The organism is Pseudobutyrivibrio xylanivorans, from assembly GCF_010906925.1.
Taxonomy (GTDB): Bacteria; Bacillota; Clostridia; order Lachnospirales; family Lachnospiraceae; genus Pseudobutyrivibrio.
This window is the reverse complement of sequence record NZ_VTVE01000002.1, coordinates 1-18,859: the sequence shown is the minus strand read 5'-3', so window position 1 is coordinate 18,859 and position 18,859 is coordinate 1. Positions and strand designations below refer to the sequence as shown.

18 protein-coding genes, 1 tRNA gene and 1 rRNA gene are annotated in these 18,859 nt (G+C 39.8%); 19 read left to right on the top strand and 1 reads right to left on the bottom strand.

The features are described from left to right. Positions 1-32 precede the first annotated feature (32 nt). The 6 genes from glpK to F0Q01_RS06740 all read left to right on the top strand — a co-directional run bounded on the left by glpK (position 33) and on the right by F0Q01_RS06740 (position 7,081). Positions 33-1,532, top strand: a complete 1,500-nt coding sequence (glpK, locus tag F0Q01_RS06765) for a glycerol kinase GlpK (protein ID WP_090153759.1) — start codon at positions 33-35, stop codon at positions 1,530-1,532. A 250-nt stretch (positions 1,533-1,782) separates the two neighbouring features. After that, the gene (locus F0Q01_RS06760; protein WP_090487704.1) at positions 1,783-2,505 is read left to right on the top strand and encodes an MIP/aquaporin family protein; all 723 of its coding nucleotides are present in this window, start codon (positions 1,783-1,785) and stop codon (positions 2,503-2,505) included. A 196-nt stretch (positions 2,506-2,701) separates the two neighbouring features. Next, positions 2,702-4,159 (top strand): NAD(P)/FAD-dependent oxidoreductase, encoded by a 1,458-nt coding sequence (locus tag F0Q01_RS06755; RefSeq protein WP_090153964.1) that lies wholly within the window; start codon positions 2,702-2,704, stop codon positions 4,157-4,159. After that, entirely contained in the window at positions 4,159-5,421 is a 1,263-nt protein-coding gene (locus tag F0Q01_RS06750) for an NAD(P)/FAD-dependent oxidoreductase (protein ID WP_090487699.1), read from the top strand. Before F0Q01_RS06755 ends, F0Q01_RS06750 begins: the two co-directional genes overlap by 1 nt. 15 nt (positions 5,422-5,436) lie before the next feature. Beyond that, positions 5,437-5,802 (top strand): DUF1667 domain-containing protein, encoded by a 366-nt coding sequence (locus F0Q01_RS06745; protein WP_090487694.1) that lies wholly within the window; start codon positions 5,437-5,439, stop codon positions 5,800-5,802. A gap of 181 nt (positions 5,803-5,983) precedes the next feature. Beyond that, entirely contained in the window at positions 5,984-7,081 is a 1,098-nt protein-coding gene (locus tag F0Q01_RS06740) for a hypothetical protein (RefSeq protein WP_090487691.1), read from the top strand. Between the two features lie 79 nt (positions 7,082-7,160). On the opposite strand, the gene F0Q01_RS06735 is transcribed toward F0Q01_RS06740, so the two are convergent. Then, the gene (locus F0Q01_RS06735; protein ID WP_090487688.1) at positions 7,161-7,742 is read right to left on the bottom strand and encodes a DUF4309 domain-containing protein; all 582 of its coding nucleotides are present in this window, start codon (positions 7,740-7,742) and stop codon (positions 7,161-7,163) included. Between the two features lie 157 nt (positions 7,743-7,899). Here F0Q01_RS06735 and F0Q01_RS06730 point away from each other — a divergent pair, with 157 nt between their 5' ends. The 13 genes from F0Q01_RS06730 to F0Q01_RS06670 form a co-directional block, all read left to right on the top strand. Then, positions 7,900-8,955: an acyltransferase family protein gene (locus tag F0Q01_RS06730; RefSeq protein WP_090487685.1), complete on the top strand. Its 1,056-nt coding sequence runs from the start codon at positions 7,900-7,902 to the stop codon at positions 8,953-8,955. A gap of 64 nt (positions 8,956-9,019) precedes the next feature. Further along, positions 9,020-11,170 carry a Tex family protein gene (locus F0Q01_RS06725; protein WP_090153746.1) on the top strand — a complete coding sequence of 717 codons (2,151 nt, stop codon included), beginning with the start codon at positions 9,020-9,022 and terminating at the stop codon, positions 11,168-11,170. A 300-nt stretch (positions 11,171-11,470) separates the two neighbouring features. After that, on the top strand, positions 11,471-11,974 hold the full coding sequence (locus F0Q01_RS06720; protein WP_163927175.1) for a YcxB family protein: 504 nt from the start codon (positions 11,471-11,473) through the stop codon (positions 11,972-11,974). Continuing rightward, entirely contained in the window at positions 11,971-12,408 is a 438-nt protein-coding gene (gene tsaE, locus F0Q01_RS06715) for a tRNA (adenosine(37)-N6)-threonylcarbamoyltransferase complex ATPase subunit type 1 TsaE (RefSeq protein ID WP_090487683.1), read from the top strand. The genes F0Q01_RS06720 and tsaE overlap by 4 nt, the downstream gene beginning before the upstream one ends. Before the next feature lie 2 nt (positions 12,409-12,410). Continuing rightward, positions 12,411-13,124 (top strand): tRNA (adenosine(37)-N6)-threonylcarbamoyltransferase complex dimerization subunit type 1 TsaB, encoded by a 714-nt coding sequence (tsaB, locus tag F0Q01_RS06710; RefSeq protein ID WP_090153739.1) that lies wholly within the window; start codon positions 12,411-12,413, stop codon positions 13,122-13,124. Beyond that, positions 13,121-13,564, top strand: coding sequence for a ribosomal protein S18-alanine N-acetyltransferase (gene rimI, locus F0Q01_RS06705; RefSeq protein WP_090487682.1), 444 nt, complete (start codon positions 13,121-13,123; stop codon positions 13,562-13,564). The genes tsaB and rimI overlap by 4 nt, the downstream gene beginning before the upstream one ends. A 43-nt stretch (positions 13,565-13,607) precedes the next feature. Next, positions 13,608-14,519: a ribonuclease Z gene (locus tag F0Q01_RS06700; RefSeq protein ID WP_090487681.1), complete on the top strand. Its 912-nt coding sequence runs from the start codon at positions 13,608-13,610 to the stop codon at positions 14,517-14,519. A gap of 1 nt (position 14,520) precedes the next feature. Then, positions 14,521-15,105, top strand: coding sequence for a DUF6715 family protein (locus F0Q01_RS06695; RefSeq protein ID WP_090487679.1), 585 nt, complete (start codon positions 14,521-14,523; stop codon positions 15,103-15,105). After that, positions 15,095-16,120 (top strand): tRNA (adenosine(37)-N6)-threonylcarbamoyltransferase complex transferase subunit TsaD, encoded by a 1,026-nt coding sequence (gene tsaD, locus F0Q01_RS06690; protein WP_090487676.1) that lies wholly within the window; start codon positions 15,095-15,097, stop codon positions 16,118-16,120. The genes F0Q01_RS06695 and tsaD overlap by 11 nt, the downstream gene beginning before the upstream one ends. A gap of 48 nt (positions 16,121-16,168) precedes the next feature. Next, complete coding sequence (ispD, locus tag F0Q01_RS06685; RefSeq protein ID WP_090153728.1) at positions 16,169-16,855, top strand: 2-C-methyl-D-erythritol 4-phosphate cytidylyltransferase; 687 nt, start codon at positions 16,169-16,171, stop codon at positions 16,853-16,855. Between the two features lie 139 nt (positions 16,856-16,994). After that, positions 16,995-17,080 (top strand) — tRNA-Ser (locus F0Q01_RS06680). Positions 17,081-17,203: 123 nt separating this feature from the next. Continuing rightward, positions 17,204-18,226: a threonine aldolase family protein gene (locus F0Q01_RS06675; RefSeq protein WP_090487673.1), complete on the top strand. Its 1,023-nt coding sequence runs from the start codon at positions 17,204-17,206 to the stop codon at positions 18,224-18,226. 506 nt (positions 18,227-18,732) lie between these two features. Further along, a 16S ribosomal RNA gene (locus tag F0Q01_RS06670) occupies positions 18,733-18,859 on the top strand; the annotation flags it as partial.

The window sequence follows — 18,859 nt, the reverse complement described above, 5'->3', positions numbered from 1 at the left end:
GCCAAATGGCGCAAAAAGAAGGAGGAGTAATAATGGCAAAATACGTAATGGCTCTTGATGCCGGAACAACAAGTAACAGATGTATCCTTTTCAATGAAAAGGGCGAGATGTGCTCTGTTGCACAAAAGGAATTTACGCAGTATTTTCCACAGCCAGGTTGGGTAGAGCATGATGCTAATGAAATCTGGCAGACACAGCTTTCTGTTGCTCGTGAAGCTATGAGAAAAGTGGGTGCTACATCAGATGATATCGCAGCAATCGGTATCACAAATCAGCGTGAGACAGTTATTGTTTGGGACAAGGCTACAGGACAGCCTATCACACATGCTATTGTTTGGCAGTGCCGTCGTACAGCTGACTTTGCAGAACAGATGAAGGGTAAGATACCTGGAATTGTTGAGAAATTCCAGCAGAAGACAGGTCTTAAGTTTGACCCATACTTCTCAGGAACAAAAATCCGTTGGATTCTTGATAATGTAGAGGGTGCTCGTGAGAGAGCAGAAAAAGGTGAGCTTGCTTTTGGTACAGTAGATTCTTGGTTAATCTACAAACTTACAAAGGGTAAAGTACATGTTACTGATTACTCTAATGCGAGCCGTACATTATTATTTAATATTAATACTCTTGAATGGGATGATGAGCTTTGCCAGATCCTTGAGATTCCAAAGAGCATGCTTCCAGAGGCTAAGCCTTCTAGCTGCATCTATGGAGAGACAGATCCAGAATTCTTTGGCGGCCCTATCCGCATCGCAGGTGCTGCTGGTGACCAGCAGGCAGCTCTTTTCGGACAGACATGTTACAAAGAGGGTGAAGCTAAAAATACATACGGAACAGGTTGCTTCATGCTTATGAATACAGGTGAGAAGCCAATATTCTCTAAGAATGACCTTCTTACAACTATTGCTTGGGGACTTGATGGTAAGGTTACATACGCACTTGAAGGTTCTGTATATGTAGCTGGTGCAGCTATTCAGTGGCTTCGTGATGAGTTGAAGATTGTTGATTCTTCACCAGATTCAGAATACTTTGCAACACGTGTTAAGGATACAAATGGATGCTATGTTGTACCTGCATTTACAGGTCTTGGCGCTCCATACTGGGATCCATATGCACGTGGAGCTATCACAGGACTTACACGTGGTGTTAATAAGTATCACCTTATTAGAGCAACACTTGAGTCACTTGCTTATCAGACATACGATGTATTACATGCTATGGAGCTTGACTCAGGAAAGCATCTTACAGCACTTAAAGTTGACGGTGGTGCATCAAACAACAACTTCTTGATGCAGTTCCAGTCAGATATTATTAATACAGACGTTCTTCGTCCAAGCTGTGTTGAGACAACGGCTATGGGTGCTGCATATCTTGCAGGTCTTGCAGTTGGCTACTGGAAGAGCAAGGAAGATGTTATCAAGAACTGGTCTGTAGACCGTGAGTTCAAGCCAGCTATGACTGATGCAGACAGAACAGCAGCTATTAAGGGCTGGTCAAAGGCTGTAGCAGCAACACGTGGTTGGGCTAAGGAATAGCCTGTGGTAAAGCAACGTTAAGTAAAAATATAAGCACCTTTCGTAAAGTGGGGAAGCGCGAGTAGGGTGCTGAATGTCCAGGGGACATTCGCCCAGCACCGACCGTAGTGGAACGGAGATGGCATCCATGCCGGGGAAGGAGGGTGCCCCTTTAGGGGAGTTCCCTTGCCCGAGTATGGAAGGTGGCCTACGGGAGCATGTAGTGCTAAATAGGTGCTTATAAAGTTATTAATTAAAGGGGGTAATATTTATGTCAGTTTATGTAGGCGAGTTTATTGGTACTATTATACTTGTATTACTTGGTGATGGTGTTTGCTGTAACGTTTCTTTAAATAAGTCTGGTTTTAAGGGCGGCGGAGCAGTTCACATCCTTATCGGTTGGGGAATGGCCGTTATGGTTCCTGCATTTGCAATGAGCAGTTTCACAGGATGCCCTTCAGCATTCAACCCTGCAGTTACAATTGGTATTGCAATCAGAAGCGGTGATTGGAGCACAGTACCTGGGCAGATAGTTGCTCAGATGCTTGGTGGTTTTGTAGGTGCAGCTATATTGATGCTTCTTTATCACGATCATATCAAGGCTACTGCTGAGGATGATGTTGTTAGAGGTTGCTTCTGTACAGCACCTTCTATCCCAAATCAGTTCCTTAACTTTATGTCAGAGTTCGTAGCTACATTTATTCTTGTATTTACACTTGCTCTTATTCCAGCAGGTTCTGACCGCACAGTTTGGGTACTTGTATATGGTGTAATCGTTGCTTGTGGTGCTTCATTTGGTGGTCTTACAGGATACGCAATGAATGCAGCAAGAGATACAGCTCCTCGTATTGCTTATCTTTGCCTTGCACCAAACTTTGGTAAGAAGAACGGAAATTGGAGCTATGGATGGATTCCAGCTGTAGCACCTATCTGTGGTGGTGTTGTTGCATCCCTTCTATACAACGCACTTGCTGCAGCTCAGATGTTTGGTTAAAAGAACTGTTCACAGAAATGTAATCTATGTGAGTTATTATTAATTCAGTATTCAATACTGAAACCTGTAACCATTTTTTAAACTTTATTATTGATACACTGAGGATTGGAGTCGGTATTGAACGCATGATGAGATGCGTCTAATTGCCGACTCCTTTTTTCAAAAGAATATGTAAAAGGTAGGAGAAAAAACTATGTTGTATGATGTCATAATCATAGGCGCAGGCGTTTCCGGTAGCGCAATTGCAAGAGAACTCTCACGCTATGAGGCAAATGTCTGTGTACTAGAAAAATGTGAGGATGTATGTGAGGGTACCTCAAAAGCTAATTCGGCAATTGTACATGCAGGCTTTGATGCAGCAGCTGGATCATTAATGGCAAAATTAAATGTCAGAGGAAACGAGATGATGGACGACCTTTGCCGTGATTTGGACATTCCGTTCAAAAGAAATGGTTCCATGGTTGTATGCATCCACAAGGAAGCACTTCCAGGGCTTCAGGATCTCTATGACAGAGGTATTAAAAACGGTGTAAAGGGTATGAAAATCTTGAGCCGTGAAGAGGCACTTGAGATGGAACCAAATCTTTCTGACAACGTAGAAGGAGCACTTTATGCACCAACTGGCGGTATTATCTGCCCATTTAAGCTATGTATTGCAATGGCAGAAAATGCAAATGTAAATGGAGTTGATTTTAGATTTAATACCAAGGTAGAAGATATTAAAAAGAGCGAGGATGGATTGTGGCACATTCGCACTAACAATGGTGAGTATGTTTCTAGATACGTAGTAAATGCTGCAGGCGTTTATTCAGGCGTGATTCACAATATGGTAAGTGAGGATGATGACAAAATTGAGATTATCCCAAGAAGAGGAGATTACTGCTTACTTGATAAAGAAGTAGGAAATCATGTTAGTCATACGATTTTCCCACAGCCAACAAATCTTGGTAAAGGCGTGCTTGTTTCACCTACAGTTCATGGAAATCTTATTGTTGGACCAACAGCAATAGATATTGATGACAAAGAAGGAACAAACACAACTGCAGAAGGAATCAATGACCTTATTGCAAAGGCTAATGACCATGTGAAAAACCTTCCAATGAGAAAGGTAATCACATCATTTGCAGGTCTTCGTGCTCACGAGGCTCGCCATGAATTTATCATCGGTGAGGTAAAGGGAGCAAAGAATTTTATTGATTGTGCAGCTATTGAGTCTCCTGGTCTTACCTCAAGCCCAGCCATAGGCGAAATGGTTGGAAATATGTTAAAGGATATGATGGGACTTACTCCTAAGGCTAACTGGATTAGTAAGCGTAAGGATGTAATGAATCCTGAAAATCTATCCATTGAAGAAAGAAATGAATTAATTAAGAAAAATCCGGCGTATGGTAACATTATTTGCCGCTGTGAGTCTATTTCAGAGGGAGAAATTCTTGATGCAATTCACAGACCACTTGGAGCTCGTTCATTGGACGGAGTAAAGAGAAGAACGAGAGCTGGAATGGGAAGATGTCAGGCAGGTTTCTGTTCTCCAAAGACAATGGAAATTCTTCACAGAGAGCTCGGCCTTGATTATGAAGAAATAACAAAGAGTGGTGGTCGTTCAAATATCGTTATTGAGCGCACCAAAAATCAGAAGGGAGGCGAGCAGTAATGATGAACTATGATATTGTTATTGTTGGCGGCGGCCCAGCAGGACTTGCAGCAGCTGTTGCAGCACGAAATGCCGGAGTAGATAAAATCCTTATATTGGAAAGAGATAAGGAGCTAGGTGGAATTTTAAATCAGTGCATCCACAATGGTTTTGGACTCCACACATTTAAAGAAGAGCTTACTGGTCCAGAGTATGCTTATAGATTTATTGAAAAAGTATTAGATGCAAAAATAGAGTACAAGCTTAACACAATGGTAATGGATATCTCTGAAGACAGAGTTGTAACAGCTATGAGCCGTGAGGATGGAATGTACCAGATAAAGGCAGGGGCTGTTATCCTTGCCATGGGATGCAGAGAGCGCCCAAGAGGAGCTTTAAATATTCCTGGCTTTAGACCGGCAGGTATTTTCTCGGCAGGTACTGCTCAACGTCTTGTAAATATTGAAGGTTACATGCCAGGTAGAGAAGTAGTAATTTTAGGATCTGGTGATATTGGCCTTATTATGGCACGCCGTATGACACTAGAGGGTGCCAAGGTAAAAGTTGTTGCAGAGCTTATGCCATATTCAGGTGGTTTAAAGAGAAATATTGTACAGTGCCTAGATGACTTTGGAATTCCTCTTAAGCTTTCGCATACAGTTGTTGATATTGAAGGCAAGGAAAAAGTAACAGCAGTTACTATCGCTGAGGTTGATGGTAAGGGCAAGCCAATCCCAGGTACAGAGGAGAGATACACATGTGATACCCTTCTTCTTTCCTGTGGACTCATTCCAGAAAATGAGCTTTCACGAAATGCAGGAGTTGAGATGAGCCCTATCACAAGTGGACCAATAGTCAATGAATCACTTGAAACAAATATTCCAGGCGTGTTTGCTTGCGGTAATGTTCTTCATGTTCATGACCTTGTGGACTATGTCTCAGAGGAGGCAGACAGAGCTGGTCAGAATGCAGCCAAGTTTGTTAAGGGTGAACTTTCTGATGCGAAATCAGATATTGAGATTGTTGCTACAGAAGGTGCTAGATACACTGTGCCTTCTACAATCAATGTAGACAGAATGGATGATAAACTTACAGTTCGTTTCCGTGTAGGAGCAGTGTACAAGGATTCATTCGTGAGTGTTTACTTTGACGACGAGCGTGTAATGCACAACAAAAAACGTATCATGGCTCCAGGTGAAATGGAGCAGGTTATTTTACTTAAGGACAAGTTGAAAGAAAAATCAGGTCTTAAGAAAATAACTGTAAAGATAGAAAATGAATAGGAGGCAGAAGATAAAATGGAAAAGAGAGAATTAACATGTATCGGCTGCCCAATGGGTTGTGCCATTACGGTAGAATTAGAAAATGGAGAGGTTGTTTCAGTGACAGGTAACACCTGTGGCATCGGTGATAAATATGCAAGAAATGAAGTTACTCATCCAGAGCGTACAGTCACATCTACAGCTGTTATCCTAGGAGGAGACAAGCCTCGCGTTTCAGTGAAGACTAAATCTAACATACCTAAGGACAAAATTGATGCAGTCATGAAAGAAATTGATGCAGCAGTTATGTCCGCACCAATCCGCATAGGCGACGTGGTAGTTAAAAATGTCTGCGGCACAGGCGTTGACGTAGTAGCCACACGCAACGTAGAAAAAATTTGACCCTAGGGGACGGGGTTAGTGGTTCATTTTAAGGGGTAGGAAACATCCTACCCCTTTTTTATTGTGCTTTTGTATATTGGTAGTATGGTAAGATGGTACGAGAACTGTATTACTTGACATAGTACAGAAAGTAAAATACTATGTGAAAAGAATGTCATTCAATACGGGAGGATAGTAGTTTATGAAAAACAGAAAAATTATTAGTATAGTTATGGTTTTGCAGATTATATTATTAGCTGCATGCGGTGTATCAAAAGATACAAATGATACTAAGATTGATACTGAACAAGTTGATAAAGATAATGAGAAGGATAACAAAAATGAAGAAATAAATGAGGAACAAGATGAGGGACAGTCTATAGGGACTGCACTTATACTTCCAGAGGATGACACAGATCAAGATACTCAAATATATAGGGATTTTCTCACGGGAAAGAGTGAATTGAGCTTGGCGTTTTATTGCGATAATGTTTTCGATGAAGAAAATTATGGGACGTACGATTTTGGTGATATAAGAGATAAGTCAATTTCATTTATGGAGTTTATAGATGAATTTGAAAAGAAAGCTAATGTAGAAATTGGTACTGTAGCATATGCTTACATAGATTGTGGAGATGATGGGAAAAAAGAATTGGCATTAGACCTTAAAGCAAAGTCAGGTAGCGGTCCTTTTGCAAATGATTATGTTGTTATAAAAGATATTGACGGAGAACTACAGCTAATCTACACCCTAGATGGCGAATGCGGTGCTAATGGTTGGAATGATTTAAATGAGTATGGCTATATAGGTACATATGGTCAAGGAATTAGTACATCGCGATACCATGAGGCTGCTTTAATTGATGCTGATGGAAATTACAAGTATGGATATTTCGATTACAGTGGGGATCCAGGCATGGATTTGGAACAGTTTTATGAAATAAATGCTGGCTCAACTGATTATGAGAAATGTGAAGAACTGAATGAAGCGGCAGAAGCGCATGGAATCAAGCCAATGTTTTATGAAGCTAGTATTCCTGACGAGAATAGCAACAGTGAAGAATATCCGAAGTATTATTGTGTTGAGTTCTATAATACAAGTAATGAAATAGTAGATGCTAAGGAAATCAAAAATGAAGAATTCTATATGAACATTATGGAAGTTTTTGAACATATACATTTTATTTCAAAGGAAGAATATGATAAAAAAATAGCAGATAGACAAGCGGATATAGGGTTAACAGATAAAATAGGCAGTGAGGCAATCCCAGAATATACAGTAATTCTAAATTTAAAATAGAATTTTTTTAATGCAAGAGAATACATGAAGAATATATACAAATGAAAAAGGAGGTGCTTGAATAGCACCTCCTAATATATTAGCCACGTCCGATACACATCTGGAAGAAGGCTACCTCGTTGTTGTCATTTATAGTAAAGTAAATGCTATAGCCGTTTTCGTAAGTATAGCTTATAATATGTTCGCCGTCTTCTGACTCATATTCACAAGCTGACTCACCATAAGCTTTTAAAATTTCATCTATAGTAGAACCAACTGTAATGCCTTTGCTTGTTTTCCAGTCATTGCTAAAGCTTTTGAACTCAACAATCTCTGTAGTATCTCCTTCAGTGCTATATGCCAATTCTCCTGCATTATAGTATTTGCTAGTGTGGTAATCACCGTCATCAGTTGTGCTAGCAGGCTCACCAAGTTTCTCGAGAACAGTCTTGCCATCATCTAAAATAGAAAAGCTAATATTTTCCTTTTCGTTTTCAACTGTCACCTCTAATTTATCATCTTCTGCAGTGAGAAGAGACTCCTCGGCAGAATCACACTCTGATGCGCATTCCTCAAGGCCAACACCACATCCGTTATCTTCATTATAAAAGTCATCGTTTTTTCCACAGGCTACAATTGATAAGCCCATTGTCATAAGAAGTACTAAAAATTTTTTGTTCATAACATAAATCTCCTAGCTGTATTATTTGTATTAATACGGTTATATCACTAGCTGTAAATCTTGTCAACAGAAAAAACAATGTGCAAGACGGCGCAAGTTGCTAACGAGTTTTATTTTATATATACTGAATTAGTAAAAATCCACAGGAGAAAATCATATGAAAAAGAGAATTATAGGCCTCGATATCCTCAGAGATATAGGTGTTATCTTTATATTTTTATATCATTTTTGTATAGAGTATATTAACTTGGCTCATGGCACAGATCCAATCATGCCTTCGGTCAATTATTTTGCTAATATATGGGCTCGTCCAGCTAGCTTGTTTTTGTTTATTATTTCAGGTTATGCGCTTATGTATAATCATGAGGATGAGCTGACTACAAAAGAATATTACATCCGAAGATTTAAGGGATTATTTATTCCATTTTATATCGCATATACGATAATGTTTCTTGCATACTTTGCAGTAAATAATGTTGCAGCAGGAAGCACTTCTCCACTTTACACTTTCGTATTTACGATTATTGGTGTAGATGCAATGGTACAGGAGATGAGTGGAGGACTGGACTTTTACCTTATTGGAGAGTGGTTCATGTCATGTATAGTATTTTGCTATATATTCTTCCCACTTTTTGCGAAGGCTGTTAAAAAGTGCAAATATGTTTTGCTTGTAGTGCTTGCTCTTTGGAGTGGATTTATGCTTTTTGTTTTCAATCCTTTTGATATGCAAGTGGAGCACAATCCATTATTTGTGTTGCTGTATTTTTACGTGGGAATGCTCCTTTATGAGCTCGTTGGACAAAAGCAGATTTTAAAAAATATAAGAATAATTTGCACTGTAATTTCAGTGGCCATATTCGTTTATTTACTGCTCGCTGGCTACACTGCAATTTTCCCTGTAGTTTTAAATCAGCCATTTGAAATTGTATGTGTCATATGGTCTGTTACTATGTTTTTAGCAATAAGGGATGTGGATATTAATCCTGAAAAGAGAATATATAAGGCGATTACTTATATTTCGGGCATTAGTTGGAATATAATTTTAGTTCACCATATGATAATCATTTTGTTATTTAAGCATTATGATATTTCTTTATACAGTCGTAGAGAGACCTTTACATTATTCTTATTAGCTATCGTTCTTACATGGATAGGAGCGAAAATAGTAAGAAATCTAAATGCTAAAGTAAAATCAGCATTTGTAAATAAATAGCATCCTATATTTAGCTTGGGCTTATAAAAGGAGCTTTTTATATAAAAAGAAAGAGAGTTACAACATGGATATTACTAAACAGATTGCAACAGAGCTTCAGGTTAGACCTGCACAGGTTGAGGCTGCAGTGAAATTATTAGATGAGGGGAATACAGTTCCATTCATTTCCCGCTATAGAAAAGAGGCTACAGGCGGACTTAATGATGAGCAGTTACGTGCTCTTTCTGAGAGACTTACGTATTTACGAAATCTTGAAGAGAAAAAAGCCACATGTCTTGCGTCCATTGAGGAGCAGGGCCTTCTGACAGATGAGCTTAAAAAAGCTATTCTTGAGGCAACCACTCAGGTTGCTGTTGATGATTTATATCGTCCATACAGACCAAAGCGCAGAACTCGAGCTACTATAGCCAAGGAAAAGGGCTTAGAGCCACTTGCAAATATTATTATCCTTCAGATGACAGACAAGTCTCTTGAAGAGGAGGCAAAGTCATTTATCAATCCTGAAAAGGAAGTTAACACACCGGATGAAGCTATTGCTGGTGCTTGTGATATTATTGCAGAGAGCATTTCTGACGATGCTGATTATCGTACCTGGATTCGCGAGAAAACATTTAAAAATGGTCGCATTATTTCAAAGGCAAAGGATGCAGAGGCGGAGTCGGTCTATGAGAATTACTACGACTATGACGAGGCAATTGCTAAGCTTCCAGGGCATAGAATCCTTGCCCTTAACCGTGGCGAAAAGGAAAAGATTCTAAAAGTGAGCATTGAGGCTCCAGTTGATGATATTTTAAATTATTTGGAAAAGAAAATTATCAGCAGAGATAACGTAAATACGAATCAGACTCTGCAGACAACAATCGAGGATGCATACACAAGACTTATTGCACCTTCTATTGAAAATGAAATCCGAAACAACCTTACAGAGATGGCAGAGGATGGAGCTATCAAGGTATTTGGAAAGAATCTTACTCAGCTTCTTATGCAGCCACCGATTGCAGGTCGTAATGTATTAGGCTGGGACCCTGCCTTTAGAACAGGATGTAAAATCGCAGTTGTGGATGCTACAGGAAAGGTGCTTGATACAACAGTAGTTTATCCAACCGCTCCTCAGAACAAGGTAGAGGAGACTAAAAAGGTGATTAAGTCCCTTATTAAAAAGTACAACGTATCTCTTATTTCCCTGGGCAATGGAACAGCCAGCCGTGAGTCTGAGCAGATTATCGTTGATATGTTAAAAGAGATTCCTGAAAAGGTTGAATACATTATCGTTAATGAGGCCGGGGCTTCTGTTTATTCAGCAAGCAAGCTTGCTACAGAAGAGTTCCCTAATTTTGATGTAGGACAGCGTAGCGCTACATCTATGGCTCGCCGTCTTCAGGACCCACTTGCAGAGCTTGTTAAAATTGATCCAAAATCCGTAGGTGTTGGTCAGTATCAGCATGACATGAATCAGAAAAAGCTTGATGAGACCCTTGCAGGAGTAGTAGAGACATGTGTTAATGCTGTTGGTGTAGATTTAAATACAGCTTCGGCATCATTGCTTGAGTATGTTTCAGGTATCAACAAAACCCTTGCAAAAAATATCGTTGCATACCGTGAGGAGAATGGAAAATTCAATTCTCGCGCAGAGCTTAAGAAAGTTCCTAAGCTTGGACCAAAAGCATTTGAGCAGTGCGCAGGTTTCATGCGAATTACAGGCGGAAAGAATCCTCTCGATGCTACAGCTGTTCATCCAGAGAGTTATGATGCAGCTAAGGCTCTTCTTGAGAAGCTTGGATTTGATGTAAAAGACATTGCATCAGGAACACTTAAGGAAATCCACAAGAGTATAAAAAATATCAAAGAGTTATCAACAGAACTTGGCGTTGGAGAGATGACTTTAGAGGATATTGTAAAGGAACTTGAAAAGCCAGGACGCGATCCACGAGAAGATATGCCAAAGCCAATCCTTAAGAGTGATGTTCTTGAGATGAAGGACTTAAAGCCTGGTATGCAGCTTAAGGGGACCGTTCGAAATGTTATCGATTTTGGTGCTTTTGTAGATATTGGAGTTCACCAGGATGGATTGGTTCATATTTCACAGATGACTGATCGTTATATTAAGCATCCGTTAGAGGTGGTTTCTGTTGGAGATATTGTAGATGTGGAGGTTCTTTCTGTGGATGAAAAGAAGGGAAGAATAGCCCTTACTATGAAGCTTTCAAAGAAATAACAAAACCATGGAAAGAATATGGGATACGGGTCTTTATTTTTACTTAAAGGTTTTCGTATTATCATCACATTATGCCCAGAGATTTTGTGGCATTTATACAAAATAATACCCTGAATAGTTCAAACTGTTGACATTCTTGTCATAGATACCTATACTGAATTTCAGTAAGAAAAGTAACAGACAGTTTGCTTTTTAGGAGAAATGGTTTAAGAATGAGTCGTAAGGGGTTTCGACTCGTTCTTTTTTTGTATATAGAAGTATATTATGGTAAAATACACTATATATAGGGAGATTTTGATTATGACAAATATTAAGTTTAGCACCAAAATATCAGAGAATGATTTATATAGATACAACTTACATCACACATATACTTCCAATCAGGGGATTCTTTCTATTTTACTGTTTGTCCTTTTGATTACAGTATGGATTTTACGTTTTCAACAGCTGTCCCTTGCATATAGAGTTATGTATCCAGTTGTGGCAATTGTGTTTTTGCTTTACATCCCTATGAGCCTTAAGCTTAGGGTTAAAAATCAAATGCTCCAGGATGTATTTCAGCACCCACTTACTTATGAGCTTACAGAGACAGGCATTTTAATTAGCTCACCTACTACAGAGCAGCCTGCAGAGTTGCCATGGGAGTACATTTACAAGGTATCTTCTTGGAAGGAATATTTTTTGATCTATTCAAATAGAGTCAATGCATATATTATTCCAATGTCAGATATTGAAAATGAATATTCTTCAATCAAAGAATATATTACAAATCATGTAGAGGATTATAAATTACAATTAAAATGATAGAGATTATTGAAACTAATTCACCAGAAGAAACAGAAGCCTTAGGAAAGCGTCTCGCAACAGAGGCCACCCCAGGACAGGTGTTTACTCTCATTGGAGATTTGGGAGTGGGCAAGACAGTCTTTACACAGGGATTTGCTACGGGTCTTGAGATTGATGAGGCTATATGTAGTCCTACTTTCACAATAGTTCAGGTATATGATACAGGTAGGCTTCCTTTTTACCATTTTGATGTATATCGTATAGGCGATGTAGAGGAGATGGACGAGATAGGATATGAGGACTACATTTATGGAGATGGAGTGTCTCTTATCGAGTGGGCTAATCTTATAGAGGATATTTTGCCTGATAATTATACTCAGGTTACAATAGAGAAGAATTTAGAAAAAGGATTTGATTACCGCAAGATTACGGTAGAGAAGATACAGAAATAACTATGAAAATATTGGGAATAGACGGCTCTGGGCTAGTGGCTTCAGTTGCCATTGTAGAAGACGATAATTTAATTGGCGAATATACAACTGGATATAAAAAGACACACTCGCAGACATTGCTTCCAATGCTTGATGAGTTGTCAAAGATGGTTGAGCTTGATCTTAATTCTATAGACGCTATTGCTGTTGCAGCTGGCCCTGGCTCATTTACAGGCCTTAGGATTGCATCGGCCACAGCAAAGGGACTTGGCCTTTCTCTTGGCTGTCCTATTATTTCTGTACCTACAGTAGATGCATTGGCATATAATATGTGGGGCAGTTCAGATGTTATATGTCCGATTCTTGATGCGAGACGCGGACAGGTATACACAGGCTTATATGAATTCGACCAGGATGGTAGCTTGCATGTGTTAAAAGAACAGTGTGCAGTAGATTTTCATGATATTGCAGAAGAGATTAATTCCCTTGGCAGGCCAGTCACATTCTTAGGTGATGGCACTCCTGTATTCGCAGAGATGATTTCATCCATTATAAAGGTTCCATATAGATTTGCTCCAGCTCATGTAAATCGTCAGCATGCATCATCAGTTGCAGCGCTTGGAGCTGTTTACTATGCAAATGGTGAATGTGAGCCAGCTGCTGATCATAGACCTGAGTATCTTAGACTTTCCCAAGCTGAGAGAGAGCGTCTTGAAAAGAAAGGTAGTTTGCAATGAGTATAGAATTTCGCTTTGCAAATGACCGAGACCTGGATACTATAGTAGAAATAGAAAATTCCTCTATGAGTTGTCCTTGGTCAAGAGATTCTTATAAAGAGGCTATGGATTCAGATCATGCATTTATCATGGTTGCTACAGAGTCAGATTCATGTGTAGGTTTTGCAGTTTTTTATTTGACTGTTCCAGAGTCTGAGCTACCTGATATAGTTGTAGCGGAGTCACATAGAGGCAAGGGCGTTGGAAAAGCTCTTCTTGATGCTAGTCTTAGAGAACTTACATCAAGAGGTGTGGATACAGTCTTTTTAGAGGTTAGAGTCTCTAACGAAAGGGCCAAGGCTCTCTATGAGAAAGTTGGTTTCGAAGAGATAGGTAGGCGCAAATACTTCTACTCTGATCCAGTTGAGGATGCAATATGCATGCGCCTTGAGATGAATTAATACTTTTTTATTTAGCTAGAGTAATAGAATTTGAGGATATAAAATGTTAGATGTTTGTTTGTTGGGGACAGCTGGAATGCTGCCTTTGCCAAACAGGTGGCTTACATCCTGTTTGATGAGGTTCAATGGTGAGGGCCTCCTGATAGATTGTGGCGAGGGCACCCAGGTGGCTTTAAGGGAAGCAGGTTTTTCACCTAACCCTATTTCCATAATCTGTCTTACTCATTATCATGCTGACCATGTTAGCGGTTTGCCAGGATTTCTATTATCAATGGGCAATTCAGATAGGACAGAGCCGGTCACAATAATTGGACCAAAGGGGCTTGAGAGAGTTGTTAATTCCCTTAGGGTGATTGCTCCAGAGCTTCCATTTGAAATTAGATTACATGAGATTACAGAGCCGGAAGATACCATTGAAATAATGGGTTATCATATCCATGCTTTCAAGGTTAATCATAATGTTCTTTGTTATGGCTATAGCATTGAGATTCCTAGAAAGGGCCGTTTCAATGTTGATGCAGCTAAGGAAATGGGGATTCCAATCCAGCTATGGAACCCACTTCAGAAGGGCCAGAATGTAGAGCTCGAAGGCAAGACCTATACACCTGATATGGTGATGGGAGCTGCTAGAAAGGGCATTAAGGTCACATATTGTACTGACACGAGACCTACCGCATCTCTTGTTGATGGGGCTAAGGATTCGGACCTTCTTATTTGCGAGGGCATGTACGCAGAAGAGGAAAAGCTGGCTAAGGCAAAAAAGAATAAACACATGACTTTCTATGAGGCAGCAAAGGTTGCTAAGGATGCAAATGTATCCAAGCTTTGGCTTACTCATTTTTCACCATCTATGACGGGACACAAGCGATATATGAAAGCTGTCTGTGATATATTTCCACAGGCTGAGCTTGGAGAAGACGGCAAGTTCTTAGAGCTAGATTTTGCGGAGGAGTAATATGAGAAAGGTACTGCGAATTGGAATAGCGGTAATCTGTATGGTATCCCTGGTTGTGGGATACTATGCCTATTTGTCTAAAAGAAACTCTCAGTCCAAAGCTGAAGAAGCTACTGAGGTATCTGAGGTTCAGGCTATTATCAATAAGAATTTTAAATCAGATTATCCTGCTACAGCCCGTGCAGTTGTCAAATGGTACAATCGAATTATTACGGCCTATTATAGTGAGGATTACACTCAGGAGGAGCTTGAGAAGATGGCAGATCAGGCTCGTATGCTAATGGATGACGAGCTTTTAGCATACAACCCTAGAGATACATATTTAGCCTCTCTTTCTATGGAGATAGAGGATTTTCATAACAGATCTAGGACTATAGTCTCAGCGACTATCAGTGATTCCAAAGAGGTCCAGTACAAAAAGGTTAATGGTTATGACTGTGCGTTCATATCTGTATATTATTTTATCAGAGAGGGCAGCTCATACGACCGTACATACGAGGACTTTTGCTTGAGGAAGGACAAAGATGGTAATTGGAAAATCCTTACCTGGAGATTGGCTACAAAGGATGAAATAAATGGATACTAAAGAAATAAAAATACTTTCTATAGAGAGCTCCTGCGATGAGACTGCAGCGGCTGTTGTTGTAAATGGAAGGGATGTTAGAAGCAATATCATTTCTACACAGATTCCTCTTCATACATTGTATGGGGGAGTTGTTCCAGAGATTGCTTCTAGAAAGCATATAGAGAGAATTAATCAAGTTATAGAGAAGGCTTTAGAAGAGGCGGATATGGGCCTTGAGGACATGGATGCTATAGCAGTAACATATGGCCCTGGCCTTGTTGGAGCGTTGCTTGTAGGCGTGGCAGAGGCCAAGGCTATTGCGTTTGCCACAGGAAAGCCTCTTATTGGCGTTCATCATATCGAGGGCCACATAAGTGCTAACTACATAGAAAACAAAGATTTAGAACCACCGTTTTTATGCCTGGTGGTTTCTGGTGGTCATACACATCTTGTGCGTGTATCTGATTATGGCAAATACGAAATACTTGGTCGTACTAGAGATGATGCCGCAGGAGAAGCCTTTGACAAGGTGGCTCGTGCTATAGGTCTTGGTTATCCAGGTGGACCGAAGGTAGAAAAGGCAGCTCATGATGGTAATCCTTTTGCTATTCAGTTTACACGACCTAAGGTTACGGATGAGCTATATGATTTTTCCTTTAGTGGTTTAAAATCTCAAGTATTGAATTATATTAATGGAGTGCAGATGAAGGGCGAGACTGTTAACGAAGCAGATATAGCAGCCTCTTTCCAACAGACTGTTATAGATACTCTTTGTGACCATGCGGCTCGTGCTATAGATGAGTTTGGCATGGATAAATTTGCAATAGCAGGTGGAGTTGCATCCAACCAAACCCTTAGAAATGCAATGGAAAAAATGTGCCAGGAAAAGGGCGTGAAATTTTACCACCCATCTCCAATACTATGTACAGACAACGCAGCTATGATTGGCGCGGCAGCGTATTATGAATATTTGGCTGGCCGAAGAGATGGCTGGGATTTAAATGCGATACCTAATTTAAAATTAGGAGAACGTTAATGTAACTATTGTTTTATGGCTTACTTAGAATACTAAAAGGGAACAATAATGAACAAGTTTACAGCGATAGTTCTTGCAGCAGGCAGTGGCAAGAGAATGGAACAGGAAATACCAAAACAGTACATGAAGATAGGCGATGCACCATTGATGGTTCATTGTTTACGAACATTTCAAGAGAGCAAGGTGACTCAGATTGTTCTTGTTGTAGCGCCTGGAGATGTTGAGAAGTGTCGCAAGGAAATCATTGAGAAATATCATATTGATAAGTGCGTTGCTATCGTTGAGGGCGGTGAGGAGAGATACAACTCTGTATACGCTGGTCTTAAGGCTGTTGACGATGGCTATGTTTTAATACATGATTGTGCAAGAGCTTTTGTTACAGTAGATATTATTCACCGCTGCATGTCTTCTGTAGCCTTGTATGAGTCCTGTGTAGTAGGTATGCCATCCAAGGATACTGTTAAAGTTACTGACTCTCATCGCAAGGTTCTTGATACACCTGATAGAAGTAATGTGTGGATTGTACAGACTCCACAGTGTTTTGAGTACAATCTTATCCGTGGCGCCTATGACAAGATTATCCCTACAGCAGATAGCTCTATCACGGATGATGCTATGATTGTTGAGATGGCTACAGACCATGAGGTTCATATGATAGAGGGTTCCTATATGAATATAAAAGTGACCACACCTGAGGATGCTGCATTCGGAGAAGCCATCCTGAAAAGGAGGTAGAAAAATAGCCTTAAATCCTAGCGTTGTCGCAATTTTCTGAATTCAAGGATTTTAGAAAAAACTTACATCTTTTTTGTTGACATCTGATGTGTTGGATGATATTATACTATTCGTGTCCGAGAGATGCATAACAGAATATGGAGAGGTATCGAAGTGGTCATAACGAGGCGGTCTTGAAAACCGTTTGTCCGCAAGGGCGCGTGGGTTCGAATCCCACCCTCTCCGCTTGATAGGCAATCACAATAGTGGTTGCCTTTTTTGTTGTATATATACTTGCATAAAATATAGTTGTGTTTTAATGAATTTTGAGCTAGTCTAAATTCAATATGTGATTTGGAGGAAAAGGATATGCTTTATTTTTCTTGCGACTATGCTGAAGGATGTCACCCAAAGGTTTTGGAAGCTCTTTCGAAAACTAATATGGTGTCTACACCAGGATATGGAGAAGACGAGTTCTGCCAACAGGCCAAGGCTAAGATTCGCGATTATATAAATTGCCCAGATGCTGATATCTACTTCTTGGTTGGAGGTACACAGACTAATCAGGTTGTAATTGATTCTATGCTTTCTAATTATGATGGTGTTGTAGCAGCTGCAACTGGTCATGTGGCAGTTCATGAGGCTGGCGCCATTGAATATAGCGGTCACAAGGTAATAACTATTCCTGGCCATGAAGGCAAGATTGATGCGACAGAATTAAAACAAATGCTTGTGGACCATTATGCTGACGATAGTGCAGAGCATATGGTGAATCCTGGGATGGTTTATATATCATATCCAACAGAGTATGGAACCCTCTATTCACGAGATGAATTAGAAGCTGTTTCTTCTATATGTAAGGAATACAATATACCTCTATTTATAGATGGGGCTAGACTAGCTTATGGTCTTGCAGCACAGGATGATCTTTCTATGGAAGATATTGCTTCATATGCAGATGTATTTTATATAGGAGGAACAAAAGTCGGAGCTCTATTTGGAGAGGCTATTGTTTTCACCAAGGGTAATACACCTAAGCATATGATTACTCAGATTAAGCAGCATGGAGCTCTTCTTGCGAAGGGAAGACTACTTGGTGTTCAGTTTGATGCATTATTTACAGATGACCTTTATATGCAGATGGGAAAGAATGCAATTGCACATGCTAATACTATAAGAGAGGATTTGAAAAAGAAGGGGTACCACCTCTATATGGAGAATCCTACTAACCAGATATTTGTTGTAATGGAAAATAGTAAGCTAGAGGACCTTAAAAAAGAGGTAGCTTATGGCTTCTGGGAGAAGTATGACGAGGCTCATACAGTCATCAGAATTGCCACCAGTTGGGCCACTGAAAAAGCCTCTGTTGAAGCTCTAAAAAAAATCTTATAAAATTTGAAAAAAGCTGTTGACATTTAGTTGTCTCCTTGCTATTATAAACAAGCTGTCGCGTGAGCGAGAACACCTTGAAAAAGCGTGTGATATCTCACAAAATCAGCTGAAAAAATTTAGTAAAAAGTGCTTGACAAAAAGCCATCCACTTGATACTATATACAAGCTGACTCGAGAGAGCTTCAGCCCTTGATTTTCCTAAGAAAGTCAAGAAAAAATAAATAAAAAAGTTGTTGACAAAAAGCTTGCGACATGATAGTATAAACGAGTTGCTGCTGAGGGCAACAACAAAGCGAAGATTGATAACTGAACAGTGAAACAAACCTTGAATTAATACAAGTTTTTAAAACATGTATCCTTGAAATTCATTTAGTTTCTAAGACGAAACAAAAACCTTTATTAGTAAAGTCAGATTTATTTTGACTAGCGATTGAACTTATTGTAGCGAACAAGTTCGCTACTTGCATAACTTTTTGCTTCACTTCGTGAACAAAAAGTCATGATTCTAACATGAGAGTTTGATCCTGGCTCAGGATGAACGCTGGCGGCGTGCTTAACACATGCAAGTCGAACGAAGCAATTTTCTACGATCCCTTCGGGGTGACGGATTATTGACTGAGTGGCGGACGGGTG

Coding starts and splice junctions, on each gene's coding strand:
- glpK (WP_090153759.1), top strand. CDS start 33: ATGGCAAAATACGTAATGGCTCTTGATGCCGGAACAACAAGTAACAGA.
- F0Q01_RS06760 (WP_090487704.1), top strand. CDS start 1,783: ATGTCAGTTTATGTAGGCGAGTTTATTGGTACTATTATACTTGTATTA.
- F0Q01_RS06750 (WP_090487699.1), top strand. CDS start 4,159: ATGATGAACTATGATATTGTTATTGTTGGCGGCGGCCCAGCAGGACTT.
- F0Q01_RS06745 (WP_090487694.1), top strand. CDS start 5,437: ATGGAAAAGAGAGAATTAACATGTATCGGCTGCCCAATGGGTTGTGCC.
- F0Q01_RS06740 (WP_090487691.1), top strand. CDS start 5,984: ATGAAAAACAGAAAAATTATTAGTATAGTTATGGTTTTGCAGATTATA.
- F0Q01_RS06735 (WP_090487688.1), bottom strand. CDS start 7,742: ATGAACAAAAAATTTTTAGTACTTCTTATGACAATGGGCTTATCAATT.
- F0Q01_RS06730 (WP_090487685.1), top strand. CDS start 7,900: ATGAAAAAGAGAATTATAGGCCTCGATATCCTCAGAGATATAGGTGTT.
- F0Q01_RS06725 (WP_090153746.1), top strand. CDS start 9,020: ATGGATATTACTAAACAGATTGCAACAGAGCTTCAGGTTAGACCTGCA.
- F0Q01_RS06720 (WP_163927175.1), top strand. CDS start 11,471: ATGACAAATATTAAGTTTAGCACCAAAATATCAGAGAATGATTTATAT.
- tsaE (WP_090487683.1), top strand. CDS start 11,971: ATGATAGAGATTATTGAAACTAATTCACCAGAAGAAACAGAAGCCTTA.
- tsaB (WP_090153739.1), top strand. CDS start 12,411: ATGAAAATATTGGGAATAGACGGCTCTGGGCTAGTGGCTTCAGTTGCC.
- rimI (WP_090487682.1), top strand. CDS start 13,121: ATGAGTATAGAATTTCGCTTTGCAAATGACCGAGACCTGGATACTATA.
- F0Q01_RS06700 (WP_090487681.1), top strand. CDS start 13,608: ATGTTAGATGTTTGTTTGTTGGGGACAGCTGGAATGCTGCCTTTGCCA.
- F0Q01_RS06695 (WP_090487679.1), top strand. CDS start 14,521: ATGAGAAAGGTACTGCGAATTGGAATAGCGGTAATCTGTATGGTATCC.
- tsaD (WP_090487676.1), top strand. CDS start 15,095: ATGGATACTAAAGAAATAAAAATACTTTCTATAGAGAGCTCCTGCGAT.
- ispD (WP_090153728.1), top strand. CDS start 16,169: ATGAACAAGTTTACAGCGATAGTTCTTGCAGCAGGCAGTGGCAAGAGA.
- F0Q01_RS06675 (WP_090487673.1), top strand. CDS start 17,204: ATGCTTTATTTTTCTTGCGACTATGCTGAAGGATGTCACCCAAAGGTT.